The sequence below is a fragment of the Lysinibacillus sp. FSL K6-4013 genome (genome assembly GCF_038630435.1).
GTDB classification, from domain to species: domain Bacteria; phylum Bacillota; class Bacilli; order Bacillales_A; family Planococcaceae; genus Lysinibacillus; species Lysinibacillus boronitolerans.
On the sequence record NZ_CP152031.1, the window covers coordinates 241298 to 255636 of the forward strand.

The 14339-nt window shown below is 37.2% G+C and carries 10 protein-coding genes and 1 riboswitch; of the genes, 7 read left to right on the top strand and 3 right to left on the bottom strand.

Features of this window, described 5'->3' with window-relative positions; translation table 11 throughout:
* Nucleotides 1–9 precede the first annotated feature (9 nt).
* Nucleotides 10–1287, bottom strand: coding sequence for a hypothetical protein (locus MHB39_RS01225; RefSeq protein ID WP_258859419.1), 1278 nt, complete (start codon nucleotides 1285–1287; stop codon nucleotides 10–12).
* Nucleotides 1288–1919: 632 nt separating this feature from the next.
* Here MHB39_RS01225 and MHB39_RS01230 point away from each other — a divergent pair.
* Nucleotides 1920–3062, top strand: coding sequence for a response regulator (locus tag MHB39_RS01230; RefSeq protein WP_342545643.1), 1143 nt, complete (start codon nucleotides 1920–1922; stop codon nucleotides 3060–3062).
* 58 nt (nucleotides 3063–3120) lie between these two features.
* Here the strand turns inward: MHB39_RS01230 and MHB39_RS01235 are convergent, their stop codons facing one another.
* Nucleotides 3121–4764, bottom strand: a complete 1644-nt coding sequence (locus tag MHB39_RS01235; RefSeq protein WP_036075963.1) for a hypothetical protein — start codon at nucleotides 4762–4764, stop codon at nucleotides 3121–3123.
* A 253-nt stretch (nucleotides 4765–5017) separates the two neighbouring features.
* On the opposite strand from MHB39_RS01235, the gene MHB39_RS01240 reads away from it, so the two are divergent.
* From MHB39_RS01240 to MHB39_RS01265, 6 genes are all read left to right on the top strand, one after another.
* Nucleotides 5018–7117, top strand: a complete 2100-nt coding sequence (locus MHB39_RS01240) for a methyl-accepting chemotaxis protein (RefSeq protein WP_342545644.1) — start codon at nucleotides 5018–5020, stop codon at nucleotides 7115–7117.
* Nucleotides 7118–7289: 172 nt separating this feature from the next.
* Complete coding sequence (gene tnpA, locus MHB39_RS01245) at nucleotides 7290–7763, top strand: IS200/IS605 family transposase (protein ID WP_036129052.1); 474 nt, start codon at nucleotides 7290–7292, stop codon at nucleotides 7761–7763.
* A gap of 201 nt (nucleotides 7764–7964) precedes the next feature.
* The gene (locus tag MHB39_RS01250) at nucleotides 7965–8894 is read left to right on the top strand and encodes an AEC family transporter (protein WP_036075967.1); all 930 of its coding nucleotides are present in this window, start codon (nucleotides 7965–7967) and stop codon (nucleotides 8892–8894) included.
* Nucleotides 8895–8954: 60 nt separating this feature from the next.
* Nucleotides 8955–9069: riboswitch (TPP riboswitch) on the top strand.
* Between the two features lie 140 nt (nucleotides 9070–9209).
* Nucleotides 9210–10988 carry a phosphomethylpyrimidine synthase ThiC gene (gene thiC, locus MHB39_RS01255; protein WP_036075969.1) on the top strand — a complete coding sequence of 593 codons (1779 nt, stop codon included), beginning with the start codon at nucleotides 9210–9212 and terminating at the stop codon, nucleotides 10986–10988.
* Nucleotides 10989–11130: 142 nt separating this feature from the next.
* Nucleotides 11131–11559: a hypothetical protein gene (locus tag MHB39_RS01260; RefSeq protein ID WP_333007006.1), complete on the top strand. Its 429-nt coding sequence runs from the start codon at nucleotides 11131–11133 to the stop codon at nucleotides 11557–11559.
* Entirely contained in the window at nucleotides 11499–12461 is a 963-nt protein-coding gene (locus MHB39_RS01265; protein WP_339281000.1) for an IS3 family transposase, read from the top strand. Before MHB39_RS01260 ends, MHB39_RS01265 begins: the two co-directional genes overlap by 61 nt.
* Nucleotides 12462–12613: 152 nt before the next feature.
* Here MHB39_RS01265 and MHB39_RS01270 read toward each other — a convergent pair whose 3' ends face one another.
* On the bottom strand, nucleotides 12614–14119 hold the full coding sequence (locus MHB39_RS01270) for a catalase (protein ID WP_016993654.1): 1506 nt from the start codon (nucleotides 14117–14119) through the stop codon (nucleotides 12614–12616).
* Between the last annotated feature and the right edge of the window lie 220 nt (nucleotides 14120–14339).

Genomic DNA, 14339 nt, shown 5'->3' on the forward strand with positions numbered 1-14339 from the left:
CTTTATATTTTAATTGTTTAGGATTTGGAATGTGTCAGATGTAGTTGTTTGGATAATATGACGATTTCCACTGATGATGAAATCGGCAGGTACTCGCTTACCCACATCGTTTGAGCGAACGATGGATGAATTTGCTGATAAACCTTCAATTATGATTTCCATATTGGCATCAAAGGTTACTGGTTTTTTATTCAATGTAGCTTGAAGTGTAATTCGGTTTGCCTTTTTTGTAACTTGAATATCCATTACCCCTTCATCTTCATTGACAAGTGTATAAAGTGGTGGAATGATGATGGTCATTTTGTCTTTTGTTGTTAGAATATAACGTTCCGTGTCAATTTCTGATGTGGCTACATTTATTTTGGCTCTATAAGTATTTTTATTTTTTGTCATTGCAGTTGTTTTCCCAGGAATAGCTGCTGTATCTGATAAATCAGGTTTTTTAGGTATGTTATCTTTTGTAGGAAGTGTGTGTTTTCCTTGTACAAAATCCACTAAAGTCCAAACGTTTGGCACGAGCTGCTGTTGGACAGGTGTTAATGCTTCAAAAGATGTTTTGACTGCCTGCACATCCTGAGCTGTAGACGTTTTTGGTGATAAAGCTGCAATTGCGTTTTCCACTTCTTTAGCTGCCGCTTTATCCTTCACAACAAGCTGTTCAGCATCAAGTAACAACTGTTCAATACCTACAGGTAAAGAAGCATTAGAAAACTTACGCAGTATATTAAGCTCTGCGCGGGCATCGGCTACATCCTTATGGAATGAGAGACGAGATGAGTTAATCAATTGAATTTTATTGACTACCTTTTCAACAGATGTATTTGGTGCAATATAGGAAGTTAATATTTTTTGCGCAGATGCGCTTACAAAGGTTTTTTGTGCTGCATTCAAGGTATTATACCAATCTCTTGTTTCAATAACATTTTGATAATAATTAGCAGATGTAGAATCCACAGAATTTAATTTCTCTTCAATTTGTGCTGCAAGCTTTCGATAAGCAATTCTTGTCTGCTGATGTGATGACAATGTGGAATAGTTCGTGACATACTGTTTTTCTGATCCCGTTAAAGCATTATAAGCCTTTAAAGCGGCCTCTAAATTTGTTTGGAAGGTAGCTGTTGTATTGTTAATATTGTTAATTAGTTGTACAACATTCGCCACATTAGCATTGTAGTTAGCAAGTATGTAGGCTGGCTTTGATATCTCAGTAGCCGATGCTGGCGTGCTGTAAAGAAGGGAGGGAACGGCCACTAAAGACAGTAATACTAATTTTTTTTTGTTTTTCATCTTGGAGAAGCCTCCTATTTTAATAGTTAATGTATATAGAACTGTAACCCAACTAATATTTGGTAGTATATTAATTCTATCATAGCCTAGGATTTTTTTATGCCCTTTTTGGGTGAATAGGTATAGTGGTTATAAAATTTATAGTAGAATGGCATAATTTTAGGAATCATATTGATAAAGATAATAGAATAATAGTGAGAAAACAGGTGATGTGAGGTTAATACATTGCCTGTTTTTTTATATTGTAGAGGTATTTTATCTTGTGTATATGGTTTAACACCTTCTGAAGCAAGGAGTAGGTTAGGGTATAGTTCCTATTCCTTTTGTAGCTTAATTTTAAAATCATGGTTAGTATCAAGTCCTCTTAAATCAATAGTCCCTTGTGTAGCAGCTACTCCTTTTGCAGTATTGGTGAAATCCATCCAAATAAAACGTAGAAGTGTAAGAAAGCAAAAAAACAATCCGGCAACGAGAATTACGGTAATTTTTTTAGAGAAAATTTTCTTTTTTATCATAAACAATAAATTTCGACAAATAGGCTCTATTCTCCTTCAATAGTAACAGTTCCCTATCAATTCTTTCAAAAAATGAACGATAATAATACAAGGAATAGTTTTTAAGGAGGGGAATAGATGAGAATCGTGCTAGTGGATGATGAATATTTACCATTAACGAGACTAAAAACCTTGCTTGAAAAAAGTAATGTCTCGGGGATTGAAATAGTTGGAGAATACACAAATTCTTTCGAATTACTTAAAGATATAGAGATCCTACAACCAAATGTTGTATTTTTAGATATTGTCATGCCTGATATGGACGGTTTAGCATTGGGTGAAAAAATTCAAGAAATAGTACCTAATGTTGAGATTGTGTTTACTACAGGTTTTGATCAGTATGCTATTGATGCATTTAATCTACATGCTATCGACTATCTATTAAAACCTGTACAAATTTCACGTTTAGAAAAAACTTTAGAACGGCTAGACCAAATCAATAACAAAGTAAAAGAAATTAAACCTAGACTAACAGTAATAAAGCTTTTTGGTGGCCTTCATGTTGTTTTACCAGATGGTCGGACACAACCAATTAAATGGCGAACTTCCAAAGCTAAAGAACTATTTGCTTACATGCTAGAGCATAAAAATGAAATGATTTTCCGTGATACGATTCTAGAGTTATTTTGGCCAGAGTCTGATATTGATAAAGCATCAAAACAACTCTATACCGCCATTTATACAATAAGGAAAACATTAAAAAACTATGGGGTGGAGGGCGTGAAAATTTCAAGTCCTTTGCTAAGTTCGGGCTACAAACTAGTAGTTGAAAATATTGTGGTGGATGTAGAACAATGGCTATCTCGCTTAAAATTGCTACCTCCAATACAACAGACAACAGTCGATGAACATGAACAAGTATTCCAGATGTATACAGGTGATTATTTAGGAGATTGTGATTATTTATGGGCGGAAAGTGAAAGAGAACGTTTAAGAAGACTATGGTTGTACCATGCTCAGCAATTAAGCGAATTTTACATAAAAAATGAAAGTTATATTGCCGCCATAAAGGTGCAGGAAAAAGTCCAAGCACTATTCGCTGATGCCGAGGATAACTATTTTACTTTAATGAAACTTTACGATCTGCTTAATAATACAGCCGCAGTTGAGGAGCAATACTGGCTGTTAAAAAAGACGCTTCAAGAGCATTTGGCAGTGGAACCGAGTGAGGAGATTGAGGATTGGTATAGAAGCTGGAAACAGATAAATATCATGTCTTAAATAGATGCCTTTAATTAGTCAAAATTTTAAGGACTCTGCATAAAGCAGAGTCCTTCTTTTAGTGTAATAAACCATCACGTTTAGCAGAGTTGTAATAGCTCAATGCGCTGTTTAAATTATTATAAGCACTTACGACTTCAAGCTGAGTTGCGTAATAATTGTTTACAATAGATTTAGCTTGTTCAATATAGTTATTTAGATAGATCCAATCATTTTGGGAAGTCCATTTTGAGTAATAAGGTACATCACTGCCATCTCCATTGTACGATATTGAAACAAGGTCATTATAGGCTGAAGTGATAAGGGACTCTAAATAAGATTTTTCGACATTATAACCACCATTTGTGCCATACTTATAAGCATTTTTATAAGTTCGTATAGCATTGTTTAAATTATTGATCGCGTTGGCAATATCGGTTTGAGTCGCATAATAATTATTGACAATTAACTGTGCAGACGAAACAGCAGCTTCGATTGCGTTTCTTTCCGTCTGAGTAGTCCAAGGCGAATTATAAGGTACATTTGATCCGTCCCAAGAAACCGTAACATATTGAACAGAATTAATTAAAGACTGTAGTGAAGCTTTATCGCCATAACCATATTTTGTACCACTCTTTTGAGCAGCTTGGTAGACTGCTAGTGCATTTTTGTACTGATTGATGGCATTTTTCACCTGTTCTTGTGAGGCATTTGAATTATTTGCTACAGCCTTCGCACTTGCTACAGCAGAATCAAACACTGTGCGGTCTGCTTGTGTCGTCCATTTGTCCGTATTTAAAATATCATAGCCGTTTACAGATACTTGTACATATGGTGGGGATGCGATAAGTGTATTAAGTTCCTTTTTATCAATAACAGGTAGTGTCACGGAGACATTTTTATTGTCTACTTGTACATTGTTTACCAGATGTCCTGAATCTAAAGCTACTTTAGTACCGCCCTTTACAACGATTTGCTCTATTTTACCCTCACCATAAAGATTGAAATCTTTCGCAACATCAATTGTAAGCTTTTCTATATTAGACATAGCTTCAAAAGATGTAACTTTACCTACTACATCTACTTTGGAAAGAGTTTGGTCAGAAGATATATTGACTTTAGTACGTTCCAAATTGATGTTTGATGATTTCATATCGATTAAAGTAACGTATAGCCAACTTACATTTTTCGTGACAATTGGTTTTAATGTAATTGTTTCATCTACTACTACATCATCAAGTGTAAGGGCTTTTTTTACTCTGTTTGTAATGAAAAGCTGACCATCCACACTAACATCTTGAATCTTTAGATAGTCTGCATTTACAGTAAGATCTCCAGAGATTTGTGCATCACCTCCATCAAAATAGACAGATTTTTTGCTTGTACCTGCTTTGTTTAATATTAATGAGGTAACGTCCGTAATTTGACCATTTTTCACTACAATGGTAGCCCGGGCATTTGTTAATGCAGTTTTATTTGAAGTATCAAATAGGGGCTTTAATGCCGATTGAACTCTAAATGTACCATTAGATGTTATCACAGTATCTTTTGTTATGTTTTTGATCGTTACGGATTCACCAATCACCTTTTTTGCTGCTGCTACCTGTGTCTCATATAAATTTGATTGAATTTGAGATGATGCGGCATTCGCAGTAGACATTGGTAATACTAGTGTCGCTGTAATAGCCGTGGCCATTAATGTTGATAGCGCTTTATTTTTCATGTGAGTCACTCCAATCATTCTATTTAATAGTTAATATATCATATTCTTCTATAATTTAGAATTCGAAGAGAATGTTTTACTATGAATCTCAATTCAAATAAGTCATTAGTCCTTTGTATTGAAAAATGATGATTGGCAATGTATCGGTATTTTTCTCTATAATTTTGTAAGTTTTCTACTTTATTTGCTAAATAATTTATTGTGATACAATCATCCATCCATTATTATTAGTATAAAAGTGGGGGTGTTAGTAATGAAAAAATCAAGAGGAATTGCCTTAAAACTTTCTTCCCTTATAATAGGATTATTTCTCATTTTATTTTTATCCTATACTGTCATAACGGGGATTATTATAAAAAAGCAAAGTGTTGAAGACGCAGAGCATGGAACATTGCAAACAGCTGAATCCTCTGCAGCTATTATGAGTGAACGCTTTAAGAAAGCCAATACGACATTACAAACAACAAAGCGTATCATAGAAAGCATGGAGAAGAATAATTCGTTGTCTACCAAAGGTGTTATAGACATAATGGAAAATAATTTAGCTAACAATAATGACATTCTTGGGGTAGGAGCAATCTTTGAGCAGAATTCTATTATTCTTGAACCAACTGAGGCTGCTTTAATAGATACTAACAAGCGTTTTATACCTTATTTAAGTAAGAACGGAAATGATATCACGACTGCTCAAATCGAAGGTATTGATGATAAGAGTGTTTCTGAGTGGTATTGGGTACCAAAAGAAGACAGACGTGCAGTTTTGACGGAGCCCTATGATTATAATGTAAATGGGCAATCTGTATTAATGACAACGATTTCGGTGCCATTAATCAATGCTTCTGGAGCATTTTTCGGTGTATTGACAGCGGATGTATCAATAGACTTTTTAAATGATTTAACAAAATCGAACGCCCCAGCAGGCGGTTACGCAGCAATTATTACGAATAAAGGTGTGCTAACAGCTAACAGTTTTGGTGAAGAGCTTGTTGGGCGCAATATGCAAGAGGATCCTACTTGGACAAGTATTAGTAAGACAATGGAAAATGGTGAACTAACAAGTATGTACGCTGATTCTAATCAGCTGAAGGAAAAGGCATATAATGTTTTTGCTCCAATGATTTTAGAGGGCATTGACGAAACTTGGACTGTTCAAGTCGTGTTAGCTGAATCAAAGATCCTAGAGACATATAATCATGTATTTGTATTTACGATTATTGCTTCTATTATTATGGTCATTTTGATGACAGTTGCAAGTGTGTTATTCATCTTTAAACAGTTAAAGCCACTTAAATTTTTACGTGCATCGATTGAAACGGCAGCCGAAGGGGATTTAACACAAAAGGTAGAGGAGAAATATATTAAGCCTGATGAAATTGGAGCAGTGGCTGTGGCCTATAATAATATGTTGGATAAAACCAATAGTGCAATTCAAACCGTTCTAAATTCTACGAGGTTATTGAACCAATCTTCTAATCAGGTAAATGAGGCATTTAATGAGGTAGTTGCTTCTAGTCAGGAGGTTTCGGTAGCTATCAACGAAATTGCACAGGGAGCTTCGAAGCAATCAGAGGATACAGAAGAAACAAATTATCGGATGATGGATTTATCTGATCAGATTGATGCCATTACGTCCCTTTCCAATGAAATGGATGAGCTATCTCATAAAACAGGTGTAACAACGGAAAAAGGATTGCATGAGGTTGAAAGTTTAAGAGTGCGTAATATGGAGACAAATGAGATGAATGGGCGTATCCAGCAGCAAATAGAATCATTAGCTTCTAATATTGCCAATATTAATCAGATCATTGCTTCGATCCAAAGCATTACCGAGCAGACTAATCTGCTAGCTTTAAATGCAAGTATTGAGGCAGCACGTGCTGGTGAACATGGTAAAGGATTTGCTGTAGTAGCAGAGGAAGTTAGAAAGCTAGCAGAACAATCTAAGAATGAAACAGAAATTATTAAGAGTACGGTAGAAAGCATTCTTGAAAATTCTCAGCAAACGGTTGCTGTTATTGCATCTAATGCAGATTTAATGCAATCACAAAATGAGTCAGTACAAAGCACGCAACTAGCATTTAAAGATAGCAGTGACTTGTCAGGTTCAATTGCCAATTCTATTAGTGAATTAATGAATAAATTATCTAGTATGTTAGAGCATAAAAATCAGGCAATCATGGCTATCCAAAGCATTTCGGCTATTTCAGAGCAAACAGCAGCCTCTGCGGAACAAGTAAGTGCTTCCGCAATGGATCAACAAGCAGAATTACAAAAAGTAGCAGAGTCTATTCAAAATATGAACGATATTTCAAACGAGCTACAAGAGGTTGTAAATCGATTTAAGCTTGCTTAAAGGGAAAGGCTGCCTTCGTTATAGAGGCAGTCTTCTTTTATTGTGTGCTTTGAAAACCCCCTGCTATGCAGGGGGTTCCGGAAAGCTTTTAGCTATGGACAATAAAAAAACTCCAAACGTACAATAAAGTCAGGTCTAGTCAACCGACTTCGTACGAAAGGAGCCCCCATAAATGGATAATAAAAGTTTAGCACATACAACGTGGAATTGTAAGTATCATATCGTCTTTGCGCCAAAGTATAGAAGGCAGATTATTTATGGTCAAATTAAAGCGGATGTTGGAAGAATATTGCGCCAATTATGTGAAAGAAAAGATGTAGAAATCATAGAGGCAACAGCCTGTCCTGACCATATTCATATGTTGGTAAGTATTCCACCGAAATTGAGTGTATCTGCGTTCATGGGTTATTTAAAAGGGAAGAGTAGTCTAATGATTTTCGACCGACATGCAAATTTAAAGTATAAATACGGTAATCGTCAATTCTGGTGTCGAGGATACTATGTGGACACAGTCGGCCGAAATAAGAAAAAGATACAGGAGTATATAAAAAATCAATTACAAGAAGATATCCTGCAAGATCAAATGACGATGAAAGAATTCATTGACCCATTCACAGGAGAAGAAATCAAGAGAAAGAAAAAATAAGTAAGCCGCTTTAGCGGTTTGTGTGAAAACGGAGTGCGGTTGGCGGACCATTCAGAATGTCTTTAGACATGGGCCAGTACCCCAGCGTTTCACGCGCAGAGCAAACCACCAGTTATACTGGTGGTTCTGATTGTGAAAGTCAGAGAAATTGACCTAGAAGGAATTCGGCACTACTATTAACACTGGAAGGGGGACATTGATATGATGTATCTCGGAATGATTTTCTTTCAAATTGTTGTACCTATTTTAGTGTTACTTGTAATAGGCGCTATACTACAAAAGAAATTTCGCTTTAATTTAAAAGCATTATCTCAGCTTATTACATATTGCTTTATGCCAGCAGCTGTTTTTGTAAATTTATATGAAACGCATGTAGAGTTATCTGTACTGGGAGAGGTCGGATTATTTATTGTACTCTTTATCGGTAGTCAAATGATACTCAGTCATTTTATGGCGAAAGGGCTCGGTTTAGCTAGAACAGAGGCAGCTGTCTTTAAAAATAGTGTGGTGCTTATTAACTCAGGTAATTATGGTATTCCGGTGGCTCAAATGATTTTTGCCACGCAACCTATTGGAGTAGCCATTCAGGTCATGCTCGTAATCTTTCAAAATATGACTACGTATACATATGGTTTATACAATTTAATTTCTTCTACAAAATCGGGTATGACAATCATTAAGGATTTCTTTAAAATGCCCATTATTCATGCGCTGATTATAGGTGTCGCTATGAACTATTTTGATATCGGTATACCACAATTTATCAAAATACCTGTAGAACATGTGGCAGATGGATTTATTGCTGTGGCATTAATTACATTAGGTGCGCAATTATCACAACTAGAGATGAAATCAATGTTTAATAAAACTGTCTTTATCAGTTGTTTTACGCGATTAATTATTGGACCATCAGTTGCATTAGCCATTATTTATGTATTGGGATTAGATGGAGTCGTCGCACAATCACTGTTTATAGCTAGTGCCTTTCCAACATCTCGTAATAGTTCTAGTCTAGCATTAGAATATGATGTAGAATCTGCAACAGCAGCGCAAGCAGTTTTATTTTCAACAATTGTAAGCTGTATAACTGTAACCATTGTGATATATTTTGCGGAAGTATTATTTACCTAGAAAGATAAAAAATAACTTCCATCTCTTAGTATTATCTGCTACACTAGCATCAAACTAAATAGTATTAACTAGGGGAGTCTGATGAGTCAGGCTGAGAGGGAAACGCTACGAAGTTTCTTGACCCTTTGGACCTGATCTGGCTCATACCAGCGTGGGAAAGTTAAGAAGCTATTGCAGAGTATGCAATCAATAGACCTTTACATTCGTGGCCGGATCCAAATAATTATTTTGGATTCGGCCTTTATTTTTTAGATTGTTGGGGTGAGCTAGAATCGGTCCTTATATCAAAATAAATTTAAGGGAGAGAAGTAGCTCATGTCAGCAATTAGTGAAAAGAATATGACCATTATGTCCAGCTTTGAGGGAAGCAAAAAAGTATATGTGGAAGGATCACGCCCAGATATTCTAGTACCTATGCGAGAAATTGCATTAAGTCCGACAACAGGCAGTTTTGGAAATGAAGAAAATCCTCCTATTCGAGTATATGATACGAGTGGACCCTATACAGATCCAGCCTACCAAGTAGATATTACGAAAGGTTTACCTGCCTTACGAAATACATGGATTCAAGAGCGAGGGGATGTAGAAGTATATGAGGGACGCGCCGTTAAACCAGAGGATAATGGCTTTCGTCGTGCAGATGACCCACGTAATCATGAAAATATCTTTCCTGGATTAGCAAGAAAGCCTTTACGTGCTAAAAAGGGTAAAAATGTGACACAGCTTCATTATGCACGAAATGGGATTATAACGCCTGAAATGGAGTTTGTAGCGATTCGCGAAAATGTGGAACCTGAATTTGTCCGTTCAGAAATTGCAGCGGGGCGTGCTATAATGCCTTCTAATATTAATCACCCTGAGGCAGAGCCGATGATTATTGGACGTAATTTCCATGTGAAGATCAATGCTAATATTGGGAATTCTGCTGTAACTTCTTCCATTGCGGAAGAAGTTGAGAAAATGACCTGGGCAACACGATGGGGTGCAGATAATATTATGGATTTATCGACTGGTAAACATATTCATACAACAAGAGAATGGATTATTCGAAATGCTGCGGTGCCAGTGGGAACAGTGCCAATTTATCAGGCTTTAGAAAAGGTAAATGGTGTAGCAGAGGATTTAACGTGGGAGGTTTATCGTGATACCCTCATTGAACAAGCTGAGCAGGGTGTGGATTACTTCACCATTCATGCAGGCGTCCTTTTACGCTATGTACCACTTACAGCAAATCGTGTAACAGGCATTGTATCTCGTGGGGGCTCTATCATGGCACAGTGGTGTTTATATCATCATCAAGAGAATTTCCTGTATACACACTTTGAGGAAATCTGTGAAATTATGAAAGCCTATGATGTTGCTTTTTCCTTAGGTGATGGTTTACGCCCAGGCTCAATTGCAGATGCCAATGATGAGGCACAATTTGCAGAGCTTGAAACATTAGGTGAGCTAACGCAAATTGCTTGGAAGCATGATGTTCAGGTGATGGTTGAAGGGCCGGGTCATGTACCAATGCATCTGATTAAAGAAAATATGGACAAACAATTAGAGGTTTGTAAGGAAGCGCCCTTCTATACATTGGGACCACTCACAACAGATATTGCTCCAGGTTATGACCACATTACCTCAGCCATTGGAGCAGCGATGATCGGATGGTTTGGTACAGCGATGCTTTGTTATGTGACACCGAAAGAGCATCTTGGTTTACCGAATCGTGAGGACGTTCGTGTGGGCGTTATCACTTATAAAATTGCTGCACATGCTGCTGATTTAGCAAAAGGCCATCCAGGTGCACAACAACGAGACGATGCACTGTCTAAAGCGCGCTTTGAGTTCCGTTGGCGTGATCAATTCAATTTGTCACTAGATCCCGAGCGTGCAGTGGAATATCATGATGAGACACTCCCAGCGGAGGGAGCAAAAACAGCACACTTTTGTTCTATGTGTGGGCCTAAATTCTGTAGTATGAGAATTTCACAGGATATTCGTAATTATGCTAAAGATAAGGATTTAAATACGACTGAAGCGATCCATCAAGGTATGAAGGAAAAGGCTGAGGAGTTTAAAAAAGCAGGCAGCCAAATTTACCAATAATGAAAGAAAAGGCTTATGTCAAAATGAACTGAACCCCGAATAGTGGACACTTAAAAAAAGTGGACCTATTCGGGGTTTTTCTATTTTCATCACCGAAAAATCCCGTTATACTGACCATACGATTGAAGAACAGGAGAACATCATGAGTAAAATTATTTTTAATGACCATCAACGTAGACAAATTGAAGAGAATCCAAACGTGGCGTCTGTTTCGGATCGCTCTATTCAATATACAGCGGACTTTAAATTAAAGGCTGTTCAAGAAAATCTAGCTGGAAAAGGTCCTGTCCAAATTTTTCAGGAGGCGGGTTTTGATTTAGAAATGATCGGAATTAAAAAAGCTCAAAGTTCATTGGGGCGTTGGAAGGCTACCTATAAAACACAAGGTGAACAAGGATTTCTAGAAGAGCGTCGAGGGAAAGGCAGCACAGGTCGCCCTCGTGCCGAAAAATTAGCAGCGGACAAAAAATTAGAGAAAGCCGAAGCACGTATTCGACTACTAGAAGCAGAATTAACGCTCCTAAAAAAGCTCGACGAAATGGAAAGGCAGGCGAAGAAGAAACGTTTCTAAAACCTCGAGAAAAATACCAAGCAATCAACGAAACGATTCGTATGTATCAACTCAAAAACATGACACGCTATTTATGTCAAGTAGCGAATGTCAGCCCAAGTGGTTACTATAAATGGCTTCAAAATACGCAAAAGGATGCACTACGTGAAGAATCGGATTATCAAGATTACTTACTATTAAAATCGATTTATGATCAAGCGAAAGGAAAGATTGGCTATCGTGGATTTTATATGGCGTTAGTGGATATATTAGACCAACCAATAAATCACAAAAAGATTCTTCGTCTGATGCGTAAATTCAATTTATACGCTAAAATTCGCCGTGCGAACCCATATCGCCACTTAGAAAAAGCAACAGAGGCACACCGCCGTATTCCGAATCATTTAAACCGTGAGTTCAACCAAGATGAGCCAGGAAAAGTATTCTTAACCGATATTACGTACTTACAATATAGAGGTGGTCAAACGGCCTATTTATCCTGTGTAAAAGATGTCGCGACACGAGAAATCGTTGCCTATGTGTTATCAACAACCCTTAAGATGTCCATTGTTTATGAGACGCTTGAACAATTAAACATTCATTTAGATGGAAACCTCCATCCAGAAGCCATCATTCATTCAGATCAAGGTTTCCATTATACACATCCGGAATTTCAGCAACTTGTGAAAGAAATGGGGCTGAAACAGTCGATGTCACGTCGTGGGAACTGCCTCGATAATGCGCCAATGGAATCGTTCTTTGGGCATTTTAAGGATGAGGTAGATTACAAGGAGGCAGAAAGTTTTGCGGAATTACATACACTTGTCGTAGACTATATGAATCATTACAACCATACAAGAAAGCAATGGACATTAAAAAAGATGACTCCGGCAAATTACCGAAGTCATCTGATCGCAGCTTAAGAACAACTAAATCCCTTTTTATTAAACTGTCTACAAAATAGGGTTCAGTTCAAAATATAGACATAGGCCTTTTCTTTATCAAAAAACTCCATGTGAATAGTGGATTCACATGGAGTATAAGTTGGATTTGGATATCAATAATTAAGTGGATATTAAACGTTTGTTGGTTGTTTTACATATGGGTTTGTAAGGTCCATACCTTCTAATGAAAGACCCATCGCTTTTGCTACACCTTCACCATATGCTGGGTCGGCTAGATAGCAGTGAAGGATGTGACGGCGTTTGATAAATTCTTCAACAGAAGCCATATCATTCGCTGTATTTTCAAATAAGCGTTGTTGCTCTTCCGCAGTCAATAGACGGAATAGTTTACCTGGTTGCTCAAAGTAATTATTATCGTCTTCACGGAAATCATGAATACCTGCATGACCATCAATGCGTAATTCAGGCTCTTTATGATCTAAATTATGCTCCCACTCGCCATAGCTATTTGGTTCATAGCTTAATGTCGAACCAAGATTGCCATCAAAGCGCATTGCTCCATCGCGGTGGAAAGTACGGAATGGACATTTTGGTGCGTTGACAGGAAGCATATAGTGGTTTACACCAAGACGATAGCGTTGTGCATCCGCATATGCAAAGATACGACCTTGTAGCATTTTATCTGGTGAGAAGCTGATGCCAGGAACAATGTTAGATGGTGCAAATGCAGCTTGTTCAACTTCTGCAAAGTAGTTGTCCGGGTTTTTGTTTAACTCGAACTCACCTACAGGAATTAATGGGAAGTCTTTTTTATACCATACCTTTGTTAAATCAAATGGGTTGTATGGTAGCTCACGCGCTTGCTCCTCTGTCATTACCTGAATGTACATTTTCCATTTAGGGAAATCGCCTTTTTCAATGGCTTCATATAAATCACGTTGTGAAGATTCACGGTCTTGACCAATAATCTCATTAGCCTCAGCACCAGTTAGGTTCTTAATGCCTTGCTCTGTACGGAAGTGGAATTTAACCCACACACGCTCATTATTAGCATTGATAAAGCTATACGTATGAGAACCAAATCCGTGCATATTGCGGTAACCAGCTGGAATACCACGGTCAGACATAACAATTGTCACTTGATGAAGTGCTTCAGGTAATGAAGTCCAGAAATCCCAGTTAGAGTTGGCATTTTTCATATTTGTACGTGGGTCACGTTTTACCACGTGGTTTAAATCTGTAAAGTGTAATGGGTCGCGGAAGAAGAATACAGGTGTATTGTTCCCTACTAAATCCCAGTTTCCATCTTCTGTATAGAATTTAAGGGCAAAGCCACGAATATCTCGCTCTGCATCTGCTGCACCACGCTCACCAGCTACTGTAGAGAAACGTGCGAACATTTCAGTTTTCTTGCCGATCTCTGAGAAGATTTTCGCTTTTGTATATTGTGAAATATCATGCGTTACAGTAAAAGTACCAAATGCACCAGAGCCTTTTGCGTGCATACGACGTTCTGGAATTACTTCACGATTGAAATTTGCTAATTTTTCAACTAACCATACATCTTGAAGTAAAAGAGGGCCACGTGGACCTGCTGACATAGAGTCATGGTTACTTACTACTGGAGCACCACCTGCTGTTGTAAATCGACGGCTACGATCATTTGCGTTTGTCATATTAGTTTACCTCCTGAAAAAAATGTGAGTCAAACTCTTCGTCTATAACTATAACAAATATAAAATAGAATTGCTAGTACATTATAATAATTATCGTTAAAGAATTTTTATATTTAAGTACAAACTATAAATATATGCGCTAGACATGCGAATTATACATAGTTTTTAGCTTTAATTTATTTTATTTAATCTCAATTTTATAGATAATTGTCACATTAAG